The 22,421-nt window shown below is 71.9% G+C and carries 12 protein-coding genes and 25 pseudogenes; 28 read left to right on the top strand and 9 right to left on the bottom strand.

Translation table 11 applies throughout. The features are described from left to right. The 4 genes and pseudogenes from FF86_RS14940 to FF86_RS14945 form a co-directional block, all read left to right on the top strand. Positions 1-529 (top strand): annotated as a pseudogene (locus FF86_RS14940) (ABC transporter permease); the annotation flags it as partial. A gap of 1 nt (position 530) precedes the next feature. Further along, a pseudogene (locus FF86_RS48980) lies at positions 531-622 on the top strand (ABC transporter permease); the annotation flags it as partial. Positions 623-634: 12 nt separating this feature from the next. Next, the coding region (locus FF86_RS62450; protein WP_255355802.1) for a hypothetical protein at positions 635-690 on the top strand (56 nt) is incomplete at its 3' end. Between the two features lies 1 nt (position 691). Then, positions 692-1,402 (top strand): annotated as a pseudogene (locus FF86_RS14945) (MerR family transcriptional regulator); the annotation flags it as partial. A 487-nt stretch (positions 1,403-1,889) separates the two neighbouring features. Here the strand turns inward: FF86_RS14945 and FF86_RS14950 are convergent. The 8 genes and pseudogenes from FF86_RS14950 to FF86_RS14975 all read right to left on the bottom strand — a co-directional run. After that, positions 1,890-4,355 (bottom strand): annotated as a pseudogene (locus FF86_RS14950) (FAD/NAD(P)-binding protein); the annotation flags it as partial. 28 nt (positions 4,356-4,383) lie between these two features. Beyond that, positions 4,384-4,866 (bottom strand): annotated as a pseudogene (locus FF86_RS14955) (LuxR C-terminal-related transcriptional regulator); the annotation flags it as partial. A 1-nt stretch (position 4,867) separates the two neighbouring features. Next, a pseudogene (locus FF86_RS48985) lies at positions 4,868-5,036 on the bottom strand (response regulator transcription factor); the annotation flags it as partial. A 13-nt stretch (positions 5,037-5,049) separates the two neighbouring features. Next, positions 5,050-5,448, bottom strand: a complete 399-nt coding sequence (locus tag FF86_RS66505) for a sensor histidine kinase (RefSeq protein WP_396229894.1) — start codon at positions 5,446-5,448, stop codon at positions 5,050-5,052. Between the two features lie 21 nt (positions 5,449-5,469). Continuing rightward, positions 5,470-6,219, bottom strand: a pseudogene (locus FF86_RS62455) (sensor histidine kinase); the annotation flags it as partial. Next, on the bottom strand, positions 6,216-6,941 hold the full coding sequence (locus FF86_RS14965; RefSeq protein ID WP_044885856.1) for an ABC transporter permease subunit: 726 nt from the start codon (positions 6,939-6,941) through the stop codon (positions 6,216-6,218). The pseudogene FF86_RS62455 and the gene FF86_RS14965, both read right to left, overlap by 4 nt. A 169-nt stretch (positions 6,942-7,110) precedes the next feature. Continuing rightward, positions 7,111-7,681 (bottom strand): annotated as a pseudogene (locus FF86_RS48995) (ATP-binding cassette domain-containing protein); the annotation flags it as partial. Between the two features lie 288 nt (positions 7,682-7,969). Further along, complete coding sequence (locus tag FF86_RS14975) at positions 7,970-8,665, bottom strand: TetR/AcrR family transcriptional regulator (protein WP_044885858.1); 696 nt, start codon at positions 8,663-8,665, stop codon at positions 7,970-7,972. A gap of 107 nt (positions 8,666-8,772) precedes the next feature. Here FF86_RS14975 and FF86_RS49000 point away from each other — a divergent pair. The 8 genes and pseudogenes from FF86_RS49000 to FF86_RS14985 all read left to right on the top strand — a co-directional run. After that, on the top strand, positions 8,773-9,105 hold a 333-nt coding region (locus FF86_RS49000), incomplete at its 3' end, for an alpha/beta hydrolase (protein WP_396229891.1). A 40-nt stretch (positions 9,106-9,145) separates the two neighbouring features. Next, positions 9,146-9,216: pseudogene (locus tag FF86_RS66510) on the top strand (hypothetical protein); the annotation flags it as partial. Position 9,217: 1 nt separating this feature from the next. Next, positions 9,218-9,361 (top strand): annotated as a pseudogene (locus tag FF86_RS66515) (alpha/beta hydrolase fold domain-containing protein); the annotation flags it as partial. A 1-nt stretch (position 9,362) separates the two neighbouring features. After that, positions 9,363-9,475, top strand: a pseudogene (locus FF86_RS66520) (alpha/beta hydrolase); the annotation flags it as partial. A 1-nt stretch (position 9,476) separates the two neighbouring features. Then, positions 9,477-9,591: pseudogene (locus tag FF86_RS66525) on the top strand (alpha/beta hydrolase); the annotation flags it as partial. Then, positions 9,588-9,692 (top strand): hypothetical protein (locus FF86_RS62460; protein ID WP_255355803.1); only part of this gene is annotated, 105 nt, incomplete at its 3' end. The pseudogene FF86_RS66525 and the gene FF86_RS62460, both read left to right, overlap by 4 nt. 1 nt (position 9,693) lies before the next feature. Then, a pseudogene (locus FF86_RS49005) lies at positions 9,694-9,921 on the top strand (nitrilotriacetate monooxygenase); the annotation flags it as partial. A 1-nt stretch (position 9,922) separates the two neighbouring features. After that, positions 9,923-10,940, top strand: a pseudogene (locus FF86_RS14985) (NtaA/DmoA family FMN-dependent monooxygenase); the annotation flags it as partial. An 88-nt stretch (positions 10,941-11,028) separates the two neighbouring features. Here the strand turns inward: FF86_RS14985 and FF86_RS14990 are convergent. Beyond that, positions 11,029-11,670 carry an ABATE domain-containing protein gene (locus tag FF86_RS14990; protein WP_044885860.1) on the bottom strand — a complete coding sequence of 214 codons (642 nt, stop codon included), beginning with the start codon at positions 11,668-11,670 and terminating at the stop codon, positions 11,029-11,031. Positions 11,671-12,301: 631 nt separating this feature from the next. Here FF86_RS14990 and FF86_RS49010 point away from each other — a divergent pair. The 16 genes and pseudogenes from FF86_RS49010 to FF86_RS15025 all read left to right on the top strand — a co-directional run. Beyond that, the coding region (locus FF86_RS49010) for an ABC transporter substrate-binding protein (protein WP_242418798.1) at positions 12,302-13,234 on the top strand (933 nt) is incomplete at its 3' end. Position 13,235: 1 nt separating this feature from the next. Next, positions 13,236-13,855: pseudogene (locus tag FF86_RS49015) on the top strand (ABC transporter substrate-binding protein); the annotation flags it as partial. 216 nt (positions 13,856-14,071) lie between these two features. Continuing rightward, a pseudogene (locus FF86_RS49020) lies at positions 14,072-14,343 on the top strand (ABC transporter permease); the annotation flags it as partial. Position 14,344: 1 nt separating this feature from the next. Next, a pseudogene (locus FF86_RS49025) lies at positions 14,345-15,017 on the top strand (ABC transporter permease); the annotation flags it as partial. 3 nt (positions 15,018-15,020) lie between these two features. Continuing rightward, positions 15,021-15,365: pseudogene (locus FF86_RS49030) on the top strand (ABC transporter permease); the annotation flags it as partial. Position 15,366: 1 nt separating this feature from the next. After that, positions 15,367-15,783: pseudogene (locus FF86_RS49035) on the top strand (ABC transporter permease); the annotation flags it as partial. Between the two features lies 1 nt (position 15,784). Beyond that, a pseudogene (locus FF86_RS62465) lies at positions 15,785-15,929 on the top strand (ABC transporter permease); the annotation flags it as partial. Between the two features lie 14 nt (positions 15,930-15,943). Continuing rightward, on the top strand, positions 15,944-16,440 hold a 497-nt coding region (locus FF86_RS49040), incomplete at its 3' end, for an ATP-binding cassette domain-containing protein (RefSeq protein WP_242418799.1). 1 nt (position 16,441) lies between these two features. Next, positions 16,442-17,452: pseudogene (locus FF86_RS49045) on the top strand (ATP-binding cassette domain-containing protein); the annotation flags it as partial. 1 nt (position 17,453) lies between these two features. Continuing rightward, positions 17,454-17,731: pseudogene (locus FF86_RS49050) on the top strand (ABC transporter ATP-binding protein); the annotation flags it as partial. A 58-nt stretch (positions 17,732-17,789) separates the two neighbouring features. Further along, positions 17,790-18,671, top strand: an 882-nt coding sequence (locus FF86_RS49055; protein WP_242418800.1) for an NtaA/DmoA family FMN-dependent monooxygenase, incomplete at its 3' end; no start/stop codon positions are given. A gap of 1 nt (position 18,672) precedes the next feature. After that, positions 18,673-19,106, top strand: a pseudogene (locus FF86_RS49060) (nitrilotriacetate monooxygenase); the annotation flags it as partial. Between the two features lie 53 nt (positions 19,107-19,159). Further along, a partial coding sequence (locus tag FF86_RS49065) for an FAD-dependent monooxygenase (protein ID WP_242418801.1) occupies positions 19,160-19,709 on the top strand: 550 nt, incomplete at its 3' end. A gap of 1 nt (position 19,710) precedes the next feature. After that, positions 19,711-19,877: pseudogene (locus tag FF86_RS49070) on the top strand (FAD-dependent monooxygenase); the annotation flags it as partial. Position 19,878: 1 nt separating this feature from the next. Then, positions 19,879-21,007 (top strand): annotated as a pseudogene (locus FF86_RS49075) (FAD-dependent monooxygenase); the annotation flags it as partial. Between the two features lie 82 nt (positions 21,008-21,089). Beyond that, on the top strand, positions 21,090-22,106 hold the full coding sequence (locus tag FF86_RS15025; protein WP_044885923.1) for an LLM class flavin-dependent oxidoreductase: 1,017 nt from the start codon (positions 21,090-21,092) through the stop codon (positions 22,104-22,106). The last annotated feature ends 315 nt before the right edge of the window (positions 22,107-22,421 follow it).

A 22,421-nucleotide genomic window follows, 5' to 3' on the forward strand; every position in this document is an offset into this window, starting at 1 on the left:
GGGTGGCGGAGACCGCAGGGGCTACCTCGTCTTCATCACGCCGGGCATCCTGTTCATGACCGTCGCCAGCGTCGCGCTCGGCACCGCGATCTCGACCGCGACCGACATGACCACCGGGATCATCGCCCGGTTCCGCACGATGAACATCGCCCGGGTGTCGGTGCTCACCGGCCACGTGCTGGGCGCTGTCATCAGGACCGGCTTCGCCGTGGTGATCGTGACGGCGTTCGCGTTCCTCCTCGGGTTCCGCTCCGCTGCCGGCCCGCTCGGCTGGCTCGGTGTGATCGGGCTGCTGATCCTCATCGCGTTCTCGCTCACCTGGCTGACCGTCGGCCTGGGCCTGGCGGCGGACAGCGTCGAGACGGCCAGTAACACCCCGCTGTTCCTGATGATCCTGCCGTTCGTCAGCAGCGCCTTCGTGCCGACCGACGCGATGCCGACCGGGCTGCGCCAGTTCGCGGAGTACCAGCCGTTCACCCCGATGATCAACACCCTCCGCGCGCTCGCCACGGGCGCCGCGACGGACTCCNACCGGTGGCTCGCGATCGGCTGGTGCGTCGCCATCGCGCTGCTCGGCTACCTCTGGTCGCGTCGGCTGTTCCTCCGCGTGCCCGGGAAATAGGACACTGGCGCGGTGCTCACGATCAGCCAACTGGCGTCGTACGCGGGCGTCACCGTGCGCGCGGTGCGNCACTACCACGCCAAGGGTCTCCTGCCGGAGCCGAAGCGCGACCACTCCGGCTACCGGCGCTACGACGCCCACGCCGTCGTCGAGCTCGTCAGGATCCGGACCCTCGCCGACGCCGGCGTGCCGCTCGCGCGCGTCCGCGAGCTGTTGGCCGCGGGCGAGGAGGAGTTCGCGGCCGCCGTCGCCGACATCGACCGGCGCCTGCGCGCGGAGATCAGGCAGCGGCAGCGGCACCGCGAGCGGATCGCGCAGCTGGCAGCCGGAGACAGCCTGGCCCTGCCGCCGGAGGCGGTGGCGTACCTCGACCGGCTGCGCGAGCTCGGACTGCCGGACCTGATGATCGAGGGCGAGCGGGACGCCTGGATCCTGGTGGCCGCCAAACTCCCGGAGCACATGCCGCTCTACATGAAAATGAAGCAGCAGCAGCTCGACGACCCGGCGACGGTCGACCTCTACTGGGATTTCGTCGCGATGATCGACTGGGAGGTGGACGACCCGCGGTTGACGGCGTTGGCCGACCGGCTCGTCGCCTCTCTCGAGGCCGCCGATGCCGAGGGATGGGATAGCCGCGACCAGGAGATGACCGATGAGCTCGCGGAGCTCCTCGACGCGGTCTTCCTCAACTCGGTGCCGATCGCCCGTCGGCTCCTGGCGCGGCTCGAGGAACGCGGCTGGCGCGGCTGGACCAAGTTCGAGCGGATCTCTCCGCGATAGCGCTGTCGGCGGCGTGAGCGGTGGTCGCCGCACGAGTGTTCGGACTCCCGGGCCGGCGGCGGGGCTGCCGCCGCCGGCCCGGGTGAAGCACCGGTCACTCGGTTCGCTCGGGTCAGTCGGTCGGTGACGGGCGTCCGGTCTGCTGGCTCGTGAGGAGCTGCGCACGGCGGTGGACGTCGCGGGGGGAGCAGCGGCGGTCGAGTCGAGTCCGCAGAAGCGACTGGGCGATGTCGGGCCGGTTGGCCTGGATGGCACAGTAGATCGTGGTGTCCTCGACGATCTCGCGCTGGGCGGCGCTGCCCCCGAGCCGCTCGACGCCGGGCAACGCGATCAGCGCGTCGGTCGCCCGGTCGGGATCACCGTGCAGGAGATGCATCAGGGCGTCGGCCAGCGGCGCGACGGTGTCGGTGAACACCGCGTTGCTCCGGGCGGCCGCGGACCGGCGCAGTTGCGCGAGTCGGCGGCAGTCCCCCACGGCGGCGAGGGNGACCGCCGAGTGGAGCCCGACGAAGGGCGTCGGCGGATCGACGAGCAACGCGGCGGGAACGGTCTCCAACACCGGTCCGAGTTCCACCGACGTCCAGGCGCCGGCCGCGAAGCCGCGCCACAGCAGCGACGCCGAGTCGATCAGCGCCCGGACGCCGGAGACGGCCGGCGGCGCGAGCTGGGTCGAGAAACGCGCCCGGATCGCGCTGTCGTCACCGAGGGCGAGTTCGTGCAGGGCCGCGTGCCAGGAGAAGTGCGCCCGATGCGACGAATCCGACCCGCAGGTCGAGATCCAGGCGTCCAACCAGGCCAGCCCCGCCTCATGGTCGCCGGTCTCGTAGTGGACGTGGGTCTTCGCGTGGACGGCGTGGCCGGCGGTCGGTTCGACGGCCAGCGCCAGTGCGGCGAGTTCGGCCGCCTCGTCCCAGCGCTCCTGCTCCTGGCGGGTGAAGGCGAGCAGCCCCCGGTACCACCAGTCGTCGCGGTAGACGGCAGCCAGGCCTTCGACCAGGGCCCAGGCCTCGGCCGGGAGCTCCGTCGCGCCGCTGAACGCGATCGTCGGCACAGCGATGCTGACGGCCAGGGCATCTTCCGGGTAGGCGTGGATGTAGCTGAGCAGTGCCGCGGCCGAACCGGCTCCCCCCGGCTCGCGGATGCGGGCGGCGACGACCTCGATGAAGCGTCGCTCACGCTCGTCGGCCCGGCCGGCGTGGCGTTGCGCGTTCCGCAGAGCCGTTTCCACGTCGACGTCGGCGCCCCACTCGGCACCGAGCAGCGCCAGCACCGCCTGCCCGAGGGCGAACTGGGGGTCGGCCGCGACCGCTTCGGCCACCAGCGCTTCGGCTCCGGACTGTACCCGCAGGATCCGTCCGAGCCCGGCGACATAGCGACCGGCCGCCTCCGGGCTGGCGGTGAGGGGCAGGCCGTAGGGGTCGCGCACCCGCCGGACGCCCTGTGGCCCAGGCAGGGCGGCCACGACGGCGCGGGCGACCGAGGCCGCCTGGCCGCGGATCTCGGGGATCGCCGTGCTCTCCCACAGCTCGCCGCGCCGCAACGGTCCGATGGCCCAGATCGCCGGCCGGGGTCCGTCGGCCGCGACCAGCCGCCCGGACGCCTCGGTGGCGAAGCCCAGGTCCAGGCTGTCCGGGGTCGCCAGGCCGGTGGCAAGCAGGTTCATGACCAGGGGATCATGGCTGGTCCGCACGCCGGCGCCCGCACCGGTGCAGTTGACCACGGCCGCGGCGAGTACCCGCGAGCCGTCGCTGAGCGAGACCTCGACGCCGGCCGCGGTGTCGGAAGCGTCGACGACCTGCGCGGCGTGCACGACCAGCGATCCCTCGGCGCGGCGCTGCTCCAGCCAGGCGTGGATGGCGGGGTCGACGCGGTGGCGCACCTGGTCCCAGCGCCGCATCGTCGTGGCGACGAAGCTCGACCGGGCAGCCGCGTCCAGGCGCGACCACAGCTCGGCCGTCACCGGGCGCATCGCGTCCACGCCCCGCCGCCAGTCGCCACCGGCCGCGCGGATGTGATCGAAGACAAGCCGGCGGGCCTGGGCGAGGCTCACCGGTCCGGCGGGCAACTCCGGGGCGGCCAGCGGCGGCGCCGGGTCCAGCACGTGGGGGAGCGGAAGCAGCCCGTGACGCGAGGTCACATGCAGGCGCACGCCGGCCCGGCTCCAGCGCTGGGCCATGTCGGCCATCGTCAGGCCCGAGCCGACGAGCAGCACGTCGCTGCCAGCCGGGACGTGGGGCTGGGAATCCGCCCGCCATGGATCACCGACGAACCGCGGCGACCGGGCCAGCGCCGGCGGGGCCCACGACGTCGTCGCGGCGCCGTGCCCGAGCGCGAGGACGACACCGTCGACCGGATGGCTGGTCCCGTCGTCGAGCGTGAGGCGCAGCCGGCGGCCATGCCGGCGGAGGTCCGTCGCGCGAGCGCGCACCCGCTCGCAGTGCACCCCGCTCGCGGCGCGCAGCGTCTCCTCCAGCGTGTGGCGGAGGTAGTCGGCGTAGAACTGGCGGGGTGCGTAACCCCTGGCTGGAAAGTCGACCGCGACGTGCCGACGAAGCCAGCGCAGGAAGTGCTGCGGATCATCGTCGAATGCGCTCATCTTCGCGGCCGGGACATTGAGCCGGTGCCGCGGATCCCGGGTCCGATACGCCAGGCCCTCGCCGACGTCGTCCGGTTCGACGAGCAATATTGTGAACCTGCGGCCGGTAACCGCCACGGACCTTGCCAGCTGGGCGGCGGCGAGGCAACCGCTCGCCCCGCCACCCACCACCGCGACGACCACCGGCGCACTCATCGGGACCGTCGACAGGACGTGTGCGGACACCTGGGCATAGAGATCTCCTTCTGCGTCAATTCCAGTCCTTATCAGGTTAGGCGCAGGTGGGGGAGGTCGTAGCCCAGATCGACGGAACGAGGTGTGTGATCCGATTGGCAGCCCCGCGGCCCGGTTCGTCATCGGCGGCCGGGCTTACGCCGGCTCGCCNGCGACGACGACGCCGTTCTCGTAGGCGAGCACCACGGCCTGCACCCGGTCACGCAGTCCGAGCTTGGCGAGCACGGCACCCAGGTGGCTCTTCACGGTCGCCTCGGTCACGACCAGGCGCCCGGCTATTTCGGTGTTCGACAGTCCTCGGGCGACCAGGACCAGTACCTCCCGCTCGCGTGGCGTCAGGGCGTTGAGCAGGCCGGGTGGGGTCGGCGGGCGGATGCGGCCGGCGAAGGCCTCGACCAGCCTCCGGGTGACAGACGGTGACAGCAGCGCGTCACCGGCATGCAGGACCCGGATCGCCTCGATCAGGCGTTCGCGGGAGGCGTCCTTGAGCAGGAATCCGGCCGCCCCGGCGCGCAGCGCGCCGAAGACGTACTCGTCCAGGTCGAAGGTGGTCAGGATGAGGACGCGCGGCGGCGGGGTGGGCCCGTCGGCGGTCAGGTGGGCGGTGGTCTCCACGCCGTCCATGCGCGGCATGNGAATGTCGAGCAGGACGACATCAGGTCGCAGTTCCTCGGCCCGTGCGAGCGCCTCCCGGCCGTCGGCGGCCTCGCCGACCACCTCGAAGTCCTCCTGGGTTTCGAGTATCAGCCGCAGGCCCGTCCGGATCAGCTCCTGGTCGTCCACGATCAACAGGCGGATGGTCATCCGACTCCCCTCCTCACTCCCCGGTGGTTCGACGGGCCGGCGCGGCGGGCGCTCCTGCCCCACCGCCCGTCGGCAGGCGGGCCGCCACGCGGAACCCGCCACCGGGCCGGTGGCCGAACTCCAGCTCGCCACCGAGCACCGCGACCCGCTCCCGCATCCCGACGAGGCCGTGCCGGGCCGGCTCGCTGGTCATCGAGGCGTCCCGCGGGTCCTCATCACCGACCGGCGCCCGCGCCAACCCGGTCGCACCGTCGTCGGTCACCGCCACGTCAATGCTTCCGTCCCGGTAGGCCAGCGTGACCGTCACCTGGCTCGGACGGGCATGTTTCAGCACATTGGTCAGCGCTTCCTCGGTGATGCGGTAGACGGACAGCTCCAGTCCGCCGGACAGCGCTCTGGGCTTCCCCGTCACCCGTAGCTCGACGGGCAGCCNGGCGGCACGGTAGTCGCCGACCAGCTCATCCAGGTCCGTCAGCGCGGGCATGGGGCGGGAGTCGGCGGAGGCGCCGGGTGCGCGCAGCACGGTCAGCATCCGCCGAAGCTCGGCGAGGCCCTGCTCCCCGCTCGTCTCGACCCGCGCCAGCGTTTCGTCGGCCCGGTCCGGCCTGGTATGCAGCACGTCCCGGGCGCCGCGCACGCCGAGCAGCATCACGGTCACCGAATGGGCGACGATGTCGTGCAGCTCGCGGGCGATCGACGCGCGCTCCTCGTGGACCGCGATCCGGGCCAGATACTCCCGCTCACGCTGAAGGTCCTCGGCGCGCTCCTCGAGCGCGCGCACGTAGCGACGGCGGGTCCGCGCGTACGCGCCCAACGCCCACACCGCGGCCGTCACCGGGACGGACACGATCGACAGCGCGGCCAGGAGCACCGCGGTGGGCACGAGCGCGACGAGCGCGCGGCGCCAGTCGTCACCCTCGGCGATCGTGAAGAGCGCTACCAGGACAGGCACACCGCCCGGTGCGTCACCGGCAGCCACCAGCGCGGCAGCCAGAGCGAGCGTCGCGAGGAGCACCACCCACGGCGCCCGGCGGCGCGCTGTGAGCGCACCGCCGGACACAACCGCCAGCAGCACCGTCGACACCCGCGCGGTGTGGTCGTCGTTGAGGAGAAGGCTGAGCTCGGCGATCGTGGCGGCCACCGTGACGACGAGATCGAACACCAGCCCGCGCCGGATGGTCATGCCAGGTCGCGCCGGCGTTCCCCGGCCAACGCCGCGCACATGAGCCCCACCGTCCAGGCGCCCAGGACGATCGCCGCCGCAGTCAGGGAGAGGCGATCCGGCCCGTGGGACATCCGGGTCAGCACCCCCACCGCGCCGAACGGGGTGTAGTCCGACGCGTCCTGCCGGACGAGGTCGAGCAGCGGGTTCACGACGAAGGTGAGGATCAGTGCGCCGGCCGCGGCCAGGACCTGGTTGCGAACCAGCGCGCCGACGGCCACGCCGATCATCGTCGCGAGCACCGACGACGTCAGCAGGCCCACCGCCACCGCGGTCGCCTCGCGGGCACTCAGGCCGGGGCCGGGCTGCCGAGCCAACAGCGGCAGCCCGGCCCCCAGCGACACCGCCACCATGGCCGACCCGACGACCAGACTCACGATCGCGTACGCCGTGGCCCGCGCGAGCAGCAGACGTTCCCGCGAGGCGCCCGAGGCCAGCGCCGCGGGAGCCGCGGTGCGGTGCCGGAACTCGCCGGCGACACCGACCGCCCCGAGCAGCAGCAACAGGATCGGCATCCCGGACAGGGCCTCCTCCTTCTCTCCCACCTCGTCGAGCGTCCCCGAGGCAAGCGTGACAATCAGGACGTTCGCGGCCGTCAGCGCGACCGAGGCCGCCGCGAAGACCAGCGGCGTGCGCGTGGTCAGAATGTTGATCAGCTCGCCCCTGACCAGCCGGCCGGTCACGCGTCCTCGCCTTCGGTCAGCCTAAGAAAGACGTCCTCGAGGGAGAAGCCACTCTCGGCGATCGAAGCCATCCGGCCCTGATGCACAAGACGCCCTCGGTCGATGACGATGACATCGTCGACCGTGCGCTCGACCTCGNTCAGCGAATGACTCGACAACACGACGGTGNGGCCCGCGTCGGCCCGTTCGCGCAGCAGGGTGCGCAACCACTGGATCCCGCGCGGATCCAGCCCGTTCATCGGCTCGTCCAGCACCAGGATGTCCGGATCGGCGAGCAGCGCCGCCGCCAGGCCAAGCCGCTGCCGCATACCGAGCGAGTACTTTCCGACCCTGCGACGCCCGGCCTGCCCAAGGCCGACCAACTCGACCATCTCGGTGACTCGCGCCCTGGGCAGCCCGGCCAGGGCCGCCAGCGAACGCAGGTGCGCCCGCGCCGAGCGACCCGGGTGTGCGCCACAGGGCTCGATGAAGACCCCCAACGTGCGCGCTTCCGGCGTGCGCGCCTCGCGGCCGTTCAGCAGCACCTGCCCGGCACTCGGCCGGGCCAGCCCACTGATCACTTTGAGCACCGTCGTCTTGCCGGCGCCGTTGGGCCCGAAGAAGCCGGTGACCGCCCCGCCGCGGACGCCGAATGACATGTTCTCGATGGCGGTGTGCCTGCCGTAACGCTTCGTCAGACCTTCGACGCTGATCGCGGCGCTCGGCGTGACCGCCGCGCCCGCCGTCACTGAAATTCCCATGGCCGACAGAATCCGATCCTTCGATCTCCCGGTCATCGCCGTACCGGTGGGTTTCGCGGCTCGACCGTGGGTGGAGATCGCGGCGACCGTCCCTCCCCCCGGGGGTGGAGGACAACGTCCGCCTGCGCCGGCTTACCGGGGGTCAACCATCAGGGCGGACAGCTACACCGTCACAGGCGATCCGTCCGCCTGCCAGCGCCTGCTGGCGTGTCTCAGCTAACCCGCGCCGAGGTCAAGGACGACTGCGAGCGACCGGCCCGAGAATCCGGCGACGGCCGGGTGCCGGCGCTACCGCGAGGTCGAGGCGCGGGTGGTTGGTGCCGGCCGGCGGTTCGGGTCCGGGGGAGTGGCGTTGAAGGCGCGCAGGAAGGTGTTGACGCCGGCGGCGATGGCGGCCTGCAGGTCGTGGTCGGTGACGGCGCGGGTGCCGAGAGCGGACAGCGTCGGGAGATCGCCGGAGACGAGGGCGAGGAAGTGGCCGGCGGCGAGGTCGGCGTCGTCGATGTCGAGGTGACCGCGATGGGCCAGTCGGGCCAGGCGCCCGGCGAGGGCGATGTGCACGTGGGCGCCGCCAAGGCGCAGGGCATCGTCGAACAGGTCGGGGAAGCGGGCGGCCTCGGCGTACATGAGGCGTTGCAGGGCCCAGCCCTCGTCGTTGAGCTGACAGTCGATGACGTTGCGGGCCACCCGGGTGAGGGCGCCGGCCAGGTCCGCCCCGTCGTCGGGGAGGAGGTCGAGCGCGGCCACGATCCGGTCGCCGGTGCGCTGCGCCCCATCGAGGATGACCGTGCGGAAGAGGTTCTCCTTGTCCCGGAAGTGGTTGTACACGGTCGGCTTGGCGACGCCGGCCCGTTCGGCGATGGTCTCGACGCGCGCCAGGCCGTAGCCCTCCTGAACGAACACCCGCAGCGCCGCGTCGAGGATGGCAGCCCGCTTGTCGATCCGGCCGCGCAGCGGTGTCGACGCGTTCCTCCCTGTGGTCACCCGGCCAGGTTATCGCTCCGGCGTTACACGCTGACTGATATATTAAACTCGATCGTTCAACATAATATCCGGACAGGAAAAGTTGCCTGGGGTGCGGAGGAGCGGTCGTGACCCGACAGCAGGAGGCGCACGGCCCAGCCCACGGCCGCGCGATGAGCACGCCGCTGCCCGAGCGTCTGGACCCGCAACTGCGCGCACGATTCCTGCATCCACCACAACGACGGGTTCTTGATCAACTCTGGCCGGGTGGCCCGGCCACGTTCCCGCAGGACGCGGTGGTGGGCGTCGATCCGGGCCATCGGGTTCCGGTACGCAGCTACCGCCCGGCTGACGGGCCCGACCCGGCTCCGGCGGTGCTGTTCGTCCACGGTAGCGGATTCACCATGGGCGAGCTGGAGCAGTTCGACCCGCACTGCGACTGGTATGCGCGCGCAGCCGAGNCAGTCGTGGTCTCGGTCGGCTACCGACTCGCCCCGACCNACCCCTACCCGGCGGCGCTCCAGGACGCCGCGGCCGCCTGGCAGTGGCTGCACGACACGGCCGCGCAGCTCNGGGTCGATCCAACGCGATCAGCCATCGTCGGCTCCAGCGCCGGCGCGGCGATCGCCGCCGGCCTGGCCCTGTACCTGCGCGATCATGGGCAGCCGCTTCCGTCGCTGCTCCTCCTGCACGCCCCGGTACTGGACGACCGGCACCNCACCGCCTCCAGCCACGCGATCAACGACGAACGCACCTGGCACCGCGCGGCCTCGCTGCGTGGCTGGACCAGCTACCTCGGCCCGGCCGGCCCACCCGGCGGTGAGTCGATCCNGGCCTATGCCGCTCCCGCCCGCGCGACCGACCTCGCCGGCCTGCCGCCCACCTTCTTCGCCCTCGGCGACCTCGAACTCGCCCGCGACGAGGTGCTCGACTTCGCCACCCGATGACCGGCTCCCGCCGTCTCCACCTGACGGTACACCTGGTCGGCGCCGCCACCGGGGTGCACCCGGGCGCCTGGCGCTGGCCGGAGGCCGACCCCTACACCTTCNCCAGCGTCGACCGGTGGGTCGAGGCCGCCCAGGTCGCCGAACGCGGCCTGCTCGACGCGGTCTTCCTCTCCGATGTGCCCGGGCTGTGGGGTGATCTCACCGACCACCCCCAGGAGGCGTACTACCTCGAACCGACCGTCATCCTCACCGCGATCGCCCGCGCCACCACGCACATCGGCCTGGTCGGCACCGCGTCGACCAGCTTCAACGAGCCCTACAACATCGCCCNCCGATTCCACTCCCTCGACCTCGTCAGCCACGGCCGAGTCGGCTGGAACGCCGTCACCACCTTCGTACCCGTCATCGCCGAGAACTTCGGGGAGGCCCGCATCGCCGACCGGGCGGACCGCTACGGCCGCGGCAACGAGTTCGTCGACGTCGTGCGCGCCCTGTGGGCCAGCTGGCGGCCCGGCGCGCTGCTCGCCGACGTCGCCACCGGCGCGTTCACCGACCGCGGCAAGCTGGTTCCGATCGACCATCGCGGCGCCACCTTCGTGGTCCGCGGACCGCTGCCGCTCCCACCGTCCGAGCAGGGGTATCCCGTCATCTTCCAGGCCGGCGCCTCCGACCCCGGACGCGACCTCGCCGCCCGCACCGCCGACGCCGTCTTCTCCGGCGCCACCAGCCTTGACGCCGCCCGCGCGTATGCCGCCGACATCCGCGGCCGGGCGGCCGGCTACGGCCGCGACCCCGCCTCCATCACCATCCTGCCCGGCCTGATGACCTCCATCGCCAGCAGCGACGCCGAAGCCGCCGATCGGCTGCGCCGTCTCGACGAGCTCGCCTATCGCGACAGCGCGCGGGCTGTCCTCGCCGACAAACTCCGCCTCGACCCGGACATCCTCGACCCGGAGACCCTGGACCCCGACCGTCCCATCCCGCCCCACCTGCTGCCGCCGCTGGGCGTGGACGGCGCGGTCGGAGTCCTCGACCTCGGGCTGCTGGAACGGGCCCACCGTGGGCTCAGCGTGCGCGACCTGCTGCGCCCGCGCTGGGGCGGCCACCTCGTCGCGGCCGGGCCACCCGAACGGGTCGCCGACATCATCGAGGACTGGTACCGGGGCGGCGCCGCGGACGGCTTCACCCTCATGCCGGATGTGATCGCCGACGGCCTGCCCGCCTTCGTCGACCACGTCATCCCGATCCTGCGACGCCGAGGGCTGTGGCCCCACGAATATCAGGAAGCCACCTTGCGGGAGCGGCTCGGCCTGCCGCTGCCCGAAGCAGCCAAGCACGCACTGCCGTGACCGTCGTGCTGCCACGGCATGGTCACGTTGCAACCGGTGGGCTCAGCCAGTCCGAGCACGGTCACGATGCCGCCGGCGCGGCCGCAGATCATCCGAATTGTTGACTCGATGCGTGGGTCGGCTGGCCGTCAGGGGCACCGCCGTTGTCGGCATCGGCGTGGCGTCTGCGGTAGTTGGCGGAGGCGGTGCGCTCGCCGCAGCGCTTCATCGAGCACCAGCGCCGGCCGCCGGAGGGTGAGCGGTCGTAGAAGGCGAGCCCGCAGCCCTCGCAGGAGCGCAGGCGGCTCGGCTCGCTCGTGGTCAACAGGTGGACCGCGTCGCGCGCGAGAACGGACAGCACGCCGGCCAGGTCGGGCTGCGGGACCTCGATCCGCGCCCACGCATCCCCGCGGAGGAAGGATGTCGGCGTCGGCGCCGCGGCGCAGGTGTTGAGGTGCCCGACATCCTCGGGATCGGGGCCGGTGCCGGCGAGCCGGGCCTGGACGAGGCGGTCCACGGCGGCGCGCAGTTCCTGGATCCGGTCCAGGTCACGCGACGTGAGCCCGGCCGCCGGGGTCGGCAGGTCGAACGTGCCGAGCCACGCCGCCGCGCCGGCTGTCGCGGTGAGCAGATCCGGGCCGCCCGGGGTGCGGGTGGCGACGAGGTCGAGACAGAGGCTGCCGGTGTCGACCGGCCTGGAGCGGGCGGTCGTGCGCATCGGGGTGGGTTCGGCCGCAACGGATCTGGTCAAGGGACTCCTTGGACTGCCGGAACCTGCAGGTCATCGTCAAGGGATGATGGCATGAGATGCGGGGTCGCTGTCGCACGTCATGCTGGGGTTGCATCGGGTTACCTGCACAGAATCATTACAACATGGGTTGACATCGCCGCTCCGGCCGGCTTTGATCGGTCGCGTGACGATCGANGAACCGAGGGCGGATGTGCCGGGCCTGGTGCCGGGCCTTCGCGCGCTCATGCCGCTCGTCNCCTGTCGTGAGGTCGACTTCATGCGTACCGGTAGCGCCATCTGTCGATGAGGGGCGGGGCCCCCAGGCGGTGCCCCCGAGCGTGAGCGCTCCACACGCACAGATCCCCTCCCGAACAGCGGCCCCTCCCGAACAGCGGCCCCTCCTGAGTAGTTCCCCCTCCACAGTCCACCCGCGCTCCAGAGGCGTGGCGCCGGGTTCGGACACGTCCCCCTGATGCGCCGTCGCCGGGCCCCCAGACCCGGCCGGACGGTCGGGCCGAGGACGGCAACCCCGACAACGACGTCGACAACAGCGACGGGACCTCCCTCCCGTCGCGCGAACCATCACGCCCGTCGTGCGACGACCGCCGGCACAGCCATGGCGGCACCCGAACGATCCCCCGATCGGAGAGACATGATCAGAACGAGGAAGCGGCGCATCGGCGTGCTCACCGCACTGGTGACGGCCGGCGCACTTCTGGCCGGATGCTCGACCAGCGCGGCCGCCGGCGGGGGGAGCGGCTCGGACACGGTCCACTGGGGGACCAAGCAGATCGCGACTGCCTGGGACCCGGTCGTCACCGGATCGACCGGGGCGACGAACTACCTCACGCCCATCTACGAGTCGCTGTTCACGCTGAACGAGAAGCGTGAGGTGAAGCCGGCTCTCGCCGAGAGCTACTCGTACAACCAGGCCGGCGACCAGATCACCATCCGGCTGAAGCCCAAGCTGACCTTCCAGGACGGGACGCCGGTCAACGCCGAGGCCGTCAAGTTCCACATCGACCGGATCAAGTCGCAGCAGAACTCGGCGCTGAAGGGGTCGTACAACAACGTCAAGTCGGCGACCGTGATCGACGACCTCACGGTGCGGCTCGACCTCGGCCAGCAGGACTACCAGATCCCCCGCCTGCTCTCCGTGCGCGGCGGCATGCTGCCCAGCAAGGCGGCCGCGCAGGCGGATCCGGTCAAGCTCAGCCAGACGAACCCGGTCGGCGCCGGTCCGTACAAGGTCGTGGAGATCGTCCCCGAATCGAAGATCGTCCTGGAGAAGTGGGACGGCTACTGGGACGCGGCGAACATCCACGTCAAGCGGATCGAGATCAACTTCGGCATCGACGCGAACACGCTCGTGCCGGGCCTGCAGTCCGGCGTGTACAACTTCGCCCAGATCGACGGCTCGCAGATCCAGCAGGCCCGCAGCGCGGGTTTCGACATCCTGGCGGGAGTCAACCGCCAGTGGGGGTCGACCTTCCTGAGCCTCAACGTCAACAAGGCGCCGTTCACTGACCCGAAGGTCGTCGAGGCGATCCGCTACGCCGTCAACCCCGCCGAGTTCGCCACCAAGNTCGGATTCGGTGAGGGCGAGCCCAGCCACCAGCCCTTCCCCAAGGGGCACCCGGCCTACGTCGACGCGCTGGACTCCGAGCACCCCTACAACCCGGCCCGGGCTCGGGAGATCCTGGCGAAGGCCGGCTACGCGGACGGTGCCATCTCCTTCGACATCGCCGGCGTCGCCACCAACTTCGACCAGGTTGCGGAAGTCCTCCAGGGGCAGCTCAAGGCCGTCGGCATCAGGACGACCATCAAGCTGACCGACTTCGCCAACTGGGGCAAGGGGTACTACGGCAAGACGCTCGCCGCGTCGATCTTCGGCTACGTCGGCCGTGACTCCCACGTCCAGGCGCTCACCGAGCACTACGACACCGGCGGGGTGCTCAACCTGAGCTCGCCGTACACGTCCGCGCCCTTCCAGCAGGCGCTCAAGGCGGTCCGGGCCACGCCCCTCGACTCGCCGGACTACCCGTCCCGCCTGCAGGCCGCCGCGAAGGCCGGCTACGAGAACGGCTCCACGGTGTCGCTCTACACCTACGCCTCCGCCATCGCCAAGAAGAAGTCGCTGTCCGACCTGCCCGCGATCGACGGCTTCCTGAGCTGGAAGGGCGTCACCTTCACCCACGGCGACTGAACCGGCGCAGGCGGGGTCCGTGCAGACGGGCCCCGCCTGCCCGACCGACCCCGCCGACCCGACCGACCCCGCCGACCCGACCGACCCCGCCGACCAGCGAGTAGCCCGCACGACGAAAGATCAACGGGAGTAGAAGCCAGTGTCCGCACCACCGCCCGCGCTCACCGCGCCGCCTGCCGCCCATCGTGGCGTGGTCGCTCACCGGATCGGCCGGGNGGCCGCCTCGACCGCCCGGCTGCTCGCGATCTTCGTTCCGGTGTTCCTGCTCGGCACCTTCCTCACCTACCTGCTCGGGCATCTCAGCGGGCGCAGCCCCGCCTACCTGCAGCTCGGCGACGCGGCCTCCCCGCAGGCCGTGGCGGTCATCGAGCACAAGTGGGGCCTCGACCGCCCCTTTCTCGTCCAGTACGGGGACTGGCTCGGCTCGGTCCTGCACGGCGACCTGGGAACGAGCTGGTACAACGGGCTCAGCGTGGCGCACGCGCTCGNCCAGCGGGCCGCGATCACGCTCTCGGCCGCCGGGGTCGCCCTCGTCCTCGGCATCGTGTTCGGATTCCTGCTCGGCGCGCTCGCCGCCCACTTCCACACCCGCTGGCCCGACCGGGCGATCACCACCTTCACCACGGTCATCTCGGTGCTGCCGCCGTTCATCGTGGGGATCGGGCTGGCGGCGGTGTTCGCGGTGAGCCTGCAGCTCCTGCCGGCCGCCGGCTACGTGCCGATCCAGGCCGGGCTGGGCCCGTGGCTGAGCCATCTCCTCCTCCCCGCGATCGCGCTCAGCTTCGACACGGCCGCCGACGTGGCTCGGCAGCTGCGCAACGGCCTGGTGTCGGCCTACCGCGGGAACTACGTCACCGGCGCGATCGTGCGCGGCCTCGGCCCGCGCCGGATCTTCTTCGTGCACGTGCTGCGCAACGGCATCGCGCCGGCGTTGGCGGTCCTCGGCCTGAAGTTCCCCAACCTGCTGGGCGGCGCGGTGATCATCGAGGCGATCTTCGGGCTCTCCGGGTACGGCGTGTACGCCAGCCAGGCCGCGGTCCGCGGCGACGTGCCGGCCGTCCAAGGCGTGCTCGTCGTCTCGGTCGTCCTCGTCGTGGTGTTCAACCTGCTCGTCAACATCGTGCTCAACCGCGTCACCCCTGACGCCGACCGGGGAGTCTGAGGCGTGATCAGAACCGTGTTGCGGCTCACGACCGCGCGGGTCGCCCTCGCGCTGCTCGCGATCATCGCCCTCGTGACCGTGCTGGGCCCCGTCCTGGCGCCCTACGACCCGCTCAAGGGCGGCGACCAGACGCTCGCGGGGCCCTCGGCCAAGCACTGGCTGGGCACCGACTACATCGGCCGCGACGTGCTCAGTCGCATCCTCGCCGGCGCGCCGCTGAGCATCGTGAGCGCGCTGGAGGTCGCCGGGATCGCCCTGGTGCTCGGCACGATCCCCGGCATCCTGTCGGTCTATCTCGGCTCGGTGTTCGAGTGGCTGAGCCTGCGGGTCGTCGACACGTTCATCGCCNTGCCGTTCCTCGTCTTCGCGGTCGCCATGACGGCGTTGCTCGGCAACGGGATCACCCAGGCCATGATCGTTGTCGGCATGCTCCTCGCGCCCGTGTTCTACCGGGTAAGCCGGGCGGCGACGATGTCCGTCGCCCGGTCGCAGTACGTGGAGGCGGCCTCCATCGCCGGGGCGTCGACGTCCTGGATCGTCCGCAGTCACGTGTGGTCCAAGGTGCTGCCGTCGATCGCCGTCACCCTGGCCACCACCCTCGGCATCGGGCTGGTGGTGATCTCGAGCCTGACCTTCCTCGGGATCGGGATCCAGCCGCCCACCCCGACCTGGGGCGGGATCCTCGCGTCCGATCTGGGTTACCTCGCTCAGAAGCCGTACGCACCGATCTTCCCGACCCTGCTCATCCTCGCCGCCGTCCTGGCCTNCAACCTCCTCGCGGACGCCATCCGGGACGCCGCGGGCGAGACCGGCCGCGCCCTGACCGGCGCGAAGACCGCCAGGTCCAACCGGACACGGCGGCTCGCCGCCCTGGCAGACCTGGCGGACCCGGCAGATCCGTCCCGGCCATGACTGAGGAGCAGCAGATGACGCCGAGCGTGGCTGGTCCCGCCGACCGAGACGCGGTCGACCGCGACACGGTGCTCACGCTGACCGATGTGCGGATCCACAACGACGCCGCCGACGAGGAGCTGGTGCACGGCGTGAGCCTGCGGCTGAGGCGCGGCGGGGTCGTCGGCATCGTCGGGGAGTCCGGCAGCGGCAAGTCGCTGACCTGCAAGGCCGTGCTCGGCGTCCTGCCGGAGCACATCGAGGTCGCAGGCGGCTCGATCGAGCTGCTCGGCCGCGACGTCACCGGCCTGTCCCGGCCGGAGTGGACGGCCCTGCGCGGCACCTCGATCAGCGCCGTCTTCCAGGACCCGGCGTCGTACCTCAACCCGTCGATCCGGGTCGGCAAGCAGGTCCAGGAGGTACTGCGGGTCAAGCAGGGGCTCAGCCGGGCCGCGGCGAAGCAGCGGGCCATCGAGCTGCTCGACGCCGTCCACCTGCGTGATCCCGACTACGTCTACGAGCAGTACGTGCANGAGCTGTCCGGCGGGATGCTGCAACGCGTTCTCATCGCCATCGCGATCTCCCTCGAGCCCGAGGTGCTCATCGCGGACGAGGCGACGACCGCGCTCGACACCACGGTGCAGGCCGGCATCCTCGACCTGCTCGTCGAGCTGAAGGAACGGATCGGGCTGTCGCTCATCGTCGTCTCGCACGATCTCGCCGTCGTGGCGCAGCTCTGCGACGAGGTGCTCGTCATGCGTGAGGGGCACGTCGTCGAGCAGGGCCCCACGGCCGCGATCCTGCACGCTCCGCAGCACGAATACACGCGGCTGCTGGTCGCCGAGCACGAGCAGTACGGCCTGAGCGCCGCCGCCTCCTCCGCCTCCGGTCCGCGCCTGCCGGTGTCGGAGCCGGTGTCGGTGTCGGTGTTGGAGCCGGTGTCGGTATCGGTGTCGGTACCGGCGCCCAGGAGTTCGAGCGCGCCTGAGTCGACGGAGCCGGTCCTGCGGGTCGACGGGCTGGGCGTCCACTTCGGCCGTGGCCGCGGGCGCAAGCAGGCGCTCGAGGACGCCTCGCTGGTGATCCGCCCGGGCGAGACCGTCGGCGTCATCGGCGAGTCCGGGGCGGGCAAGTCCACCCTCGCGCGCGCGGTGCTCGGCCTGGTGCGGGCCACGGCCGGCTCCGTGCACGTCGGCGGACGCGACGTCACCCACCTGTCGGGGCGGGAGCGGCGGGCGTTCGGCCGCGACGGTGTCGTCCAGTACGTGTTCCAGGATCCGCTGCGCAGCCTCGATCCGGAGCACACCGTCGCCGCGTCCGTCGCGGAACCGCTGCGCATCCGCGGCGGGTTCGACCGGGCGGCGATCGACGCCGCCGTCCGCCGTCAGTTCCGCGCTGTCCGGCTCGACGAGTCACTGCTGGACCGGTTCCCCGGCGAGCTCTCCGGCGGGCAGCGCCAGCGGGTGGCGATCGCCCGCGCGCTCATCGGCGAGCCGCGCCTGCTGATCCTGGACGAGCCGGTGAGTGCCCTGGACTCGGCCAACNGCGTCGCGATCCTCGAACTGCTCCGCGAACTGCGCTCCACCGTCGACGTCGCGATGCTGTTCATCTCCCACGATCTCGGGTCGGTCGCGGGGATCTCCGACCGGACGATCGTGCTCTACCGCAGCCGGATCGTCGAGGCCGGCGACACCGCGCGCATCGTCACCGCCCCCACGCACCCCTACACCCGGCTGCTCGTGGGCTCGGCGCCGACCCTCACCTCCGGACCGACCGACCGCGTGCAGCGCGAACGGTTGCGGGCCGGACTCGCCGTCTCCTGACGCCGCCGACCACCTGACGCCGCCGACCACCTGATCCCGACGATCACAAGGGAAGACCATGACAAGACAGGTGCGGCTCTGCCTGAACCTGCAGGCGACCGGCCGCCACGACGCGGCCTGGAAGACCCTGCCGCCGACCTCGGACTGGATCGCCGGCATCGACTACTACACCGAGATCGCGCGGCTCGCCGAACGGGCCCGCTTCGATGCGATCTTCATCGCGGACCGCCTTGGTTCGCTCGACGCCGCCTCCTACCGTCGGCCCTGGCGCGGGACGGATCCGACCGTCCTGCTCGCCGCGCTGGCGCGCGAGACCGAGCACATCGGACTCGTGTCGACCAACCCGGCCATCCACGGCAACCCGTTCCTGCTCGCCCGCTCGATCGCGACCCTCGACCACGTCAGCAAGGGACGCGCCGGCTGGAACATCATCACCAGCCAGGAGGACGTCACCCGCTCCGCGCTCGGCGTCGACGAGATCCTCGAACCGCAGGCGCGCTACCGCAAGGCCGAGGAGTTCATCGCCGCCGTCGACGCACTGTGGGCCTCGCTTCCCGAGGAGGCGGTGGTCGCCGACGCGGAGGCCGACCTTTACATCGACGCGCGGCGCACCCGGCCGGTGGACGTCGCGGGCGAGTTCTACCGGACGTCCGGGGTGCTCCCGCTGCCCGGCGGCTACCAGGGCCGCCGCCCGGTGCTCTTCCAGGCCGGGGCGTCGAGACAGAGCAAGGAACTGGGCGCCCGCTGGGCGGACGCGCTGTTCACCTCGCAGCGGCTTCCGGAGCTGTCGCGGGAGTTCTCGGCCGAGGTCAAGGGGCTCGCGGCGAAGAACGGGCGGGATCCCGACGATCTCCTCGTCCTGCCAGGTCTGTTCACCGTCCTCGGGGCGACCGAGGCCGCGGCCCGCGAGCGCAAGCGGGAGCTGGACGAGCTGCTCGCCNTGGGGCCGCTGGTCGAGCTCCTCACCGCACAGTTGGAGTTCGACGTCTCCGGGCTCGACCTCGACGCGCAGTTGCCCTACTCCGAGCTGGCGGCGCGCGCGGCCGCGCCGGCGGTGACCGCGCGTCGGGACCAGCTCGTCGCCGAGGCGCGACGCCGGGGGCTCACCATCCGCCAGTTGCTGTTCCACAACCTCTCCGGCGGCCAGCGAATGATCGTGGGCACCCCGGAGCAGGTCGCCGACGACATCGTGGAATGGGTCGACACCCGGGCGTCGGACGGCTTCGTCATCAACATCGACGTCCAGCCCGCGGGCTTCGTCGAGTTCATCGACGGCGTGGTGACGGAGCTGCAGGACCGCGGCCGGTTCCGGCGCGAGTACGCCCACGACACCCTGCGGGACAACCTCGGGATCTCCGGCGCGGCGCGCGGCGCCNCCGCGACGGGGGAGTCCAGCGATCCGGTCCGCGACGGGGGGCGGCGGTAGCCATGCCCGCACGCAACGAGATCAGTCGCGGCAAGCGGCAGGTCGACGCCCTCGTGTTCCCGCGGACCGACCCCGCCGAGCGGGTCGACGTCCTCGTGGTCGGCGCCGGACCCAACGGCCTCGGCACCGCCCTCGAGCTCCACCGGCACGGGGTGGGGGCCGCGGTGGTGGATGCCGCGCCCGGGGCGACGCTGGTCCGGGCCGGCGCCGCCGGGTACACGCCCCGCGCGCTCGAGGTCATCCGCGGGTGGGGGCTGCTGCAACGGATCCAGCACGCGTGGACCTTCCCGCCGGAGTGGAACACCGGCAATCTCCTGCTCACCTCGCTCGCCGGGCACCAGCTCGCGGGGACCACCCTGCGGTCGTTCGGGCTCGGCACGACCGGCCGGTACTCCACCGAGACCATGCTGCGCCGGCCGCAGACGGTGTTGCAGCGCGTCTTCCTCGACCGGCTCGCGGAGATCGGCACCGCGGTCTCGGGCGGCTGGCGAGTCGAGGACCTGGCGAGCGACCCCGACGGCGTGACGACGACGGTGGTCGAGGTCGAGACCGNCCGGCGGCGCACGATCCGCTCCCGGTACGTCGTCGGCGCCGACGGCGGGACAAGCACGGTCCGCACGCTGGCACAGATTCCGCGCTCGGGCAGCTACGCCGAGGAGCGGTACTTCCGGTTCGTCGTGCGGACCACCTCGGACACCTCGGCCGCGCTCGGGGCGTTCCNGCCCGCCACCGCCGTGATCTACAACGACCGCTACTGCGGGTTCCTCGCGGCCCTGAACGAGACGGACTGGCGGGCGTACGCCGGGCCGTACCCGCTCGACCGTGATCCGACCACGGACGAGCTGATCAAACAGGCCCGGGCGGCGTTCGGCTTCGACGTCGACCTCGAGGTCGTGTCGCTCACCCCGTTCTTCAAAAGCACCCGCATCGCCGACACCTTCTACCGCGACCGGGTCGCGCTGGTGGGCGACGCGGCGCATGTCCGCACGCCGGGCGGCAACCTGTGCGAGGGCTTCGGCGACGTGGTGAACCTCGGCTGGAAGCTCGCGGCCGTGCTGCGCGGCCAGGCCGGCCCGCGCCTGCTCGACTCCTACGACGAGGAGCGCCGCCCGCACAACTGGCGGATCGCCGACTACGCCCTGGCGGAGGATCAGCGGCACACGGCCGCGTACGAGCATGTCCGCGCCCTCGGGGTCCCGGCCGACGCCGACACCAGCCCGGACGCGGCCCGCCGGCGCGCCGAGATCGGCGAGATCCTCGGGGCGGGCCGCAGCCTGCCGCTCGGGGTGGTCTTCGACGAGCGGTACGACGCCTCGTCGGTCATCCGGTACGAGGATGGGCAGATCGAGGCCGAGGCGCCCTGGGATGCCTTCGCGTACGCCGACGACGCGCGACCGGGCCACCGGGCGCCGAACGGCAACCTCGACCCCTTCGGGTTCACCCTCTACGACCGGATCGGCTCCCACGTCGCGCTGCTCGTCCTCGCCGACGACACCGGCACCACCGGCACCGCCAGCACCGCCAGCACCGCCAGCACCGTCGGCACCGCCAGCACCGTCGGCGCCTTCGAGGCGGCGGCCGACGCCCGGGGCATCGAGCTCGAGGTCATCCACCTGCCGGATCCGGCGGCGCGCGAGCTGTACGGCGCCCCGTACGCGCTCGTCCGGCCGGACCATCACGTCGCCTGGCGCGGCGACGGCAGCGACCTCGGCGGCCTCGACGCGGGCGCGGTGCTGGATCTGGTCTACGGCCGCGGCCAGCTCTCAGCCCAGCCCCCGGCTCAGCCCCAGGCCCAAGCCCCGGCCCGCACCGCCGACTCCCGCCAACTCGTCGACTCGACCGAACGGTGAGGACCCGCTGCTCGCGGTCCGTTCCCCGGGCGCTGGTCGGCGGCCCGCACTTCACCACAATCCTGCATTGGAGGTCCTGACGGTGACCGTGGACGTGACGTCGTCTCCGCAGCGCGGCCTGTCGCTGTTCCTGACGATCCCCGCGGACGGCGAGCCCGCCCGCACGTACAACCAGTCGCTCGAGGTCATCCGCCTCGCGGAGGAACTCGGCTACGAGACGGCCTGGGCCGCGGAGGCGCACTTCACCCTCATCGGGCTCCCGTCCGCGCTCACCTTCCTCGCGGCGGCGTCGCAGACCACGACGACGATCAGGCTGGGAACCGCGGTGGTCCCGCTCACCTTCGACAACCCGATCCGGTTGGCCGAAACGGCGGCGCTGGTCGACGCGCTCAGCGGCGAGCGGCTGGAGTTCGGCGTCGGCAAGAGCAACGGCGGGGGTTTCTCCACCGTCGCCTTCGAGGCTTTCAACCTGTCCGAGGACGACCGCGAGTCGCTGTACGCCCACGCGCTCGCCGACCTGCGTCGGGCCCTCGGTGGCACGATCGCCGCCGGCGACAAGGAGGTGAGCGTGTACCCGCCGCCGGCCGGGCTGCTGCCGCGGCTGTGGCAGGCGACCGGGAACCCGCGGACGGCGGCCGAGATCGGGCGCGCCGGTGACCGGCTGCTCCTGCACCGCCTCGTCCCGTCCGGGGACGCCGGCGAGGTCCAGGCGGGTCTCATCAGCGACTACCTCGACGCCCACACCGGTGAGCGCAGCCCGCGGATCGGCATCTCCCGCGTCGTGCTCCCGGCGGCGTCCAAGCGCGACGCGATCGCTCTGCTCGACTCCGAGCTGCGCCGCAACCCCGGCCAGTACGTCACCCCGGGCGGCCCGCCGGCCACGGCCGAGGAGTTCCTGACCAGGTCGAACGTGAAGTACGGCGACCCGGACGACGTCGTCGAGCAGCTCCTGCAGGACGCCGCGTTCACGCGGTCGACCGACTACCTGTTCAGCGTCCCGCTGCCGCAGTCCTCCCCCCAGTTCCGCGACGGACTTCGGCTGATCGCGCAGGAGATCTTCCCGCGTCTCCCGGCGCACGACCGGGCCCCGACGGCGTGACCGGCAACGACGGCGTGACCGGCAACGACGGCGTGACCGGCAACGACGTCAACGTGCACGGACCATCGAAGGTGAGGAATCGACCATGACCACTGCCACCGAGACCGCGACTGNCACCGAGACCGCGACTGCCACCGAGACCGCGACCGCCACCGAGACCGCAACTGCAACCGAGACCGCGCGAGCCGAATGGGACGCGTGGCGGGAGGAGGCGGAGCAGCAGCGGCGCGAGCCATACGGATTCCTCGCCTACAGCGCACTGCACTTCCTCGACGGCGAGCCCGGCCGCGTCGAGGGCTTCCCGGGACGGTGGGC

Origin of the sequence: Frankia sp. CpI1-P (assembly GCF_001421075.1) — a bacterium.
GTDB lineage: Bacteria > Actinomycetota > Actinomycetes > Frankiales > Frankiaceae > Frankia > Frankia torreyi.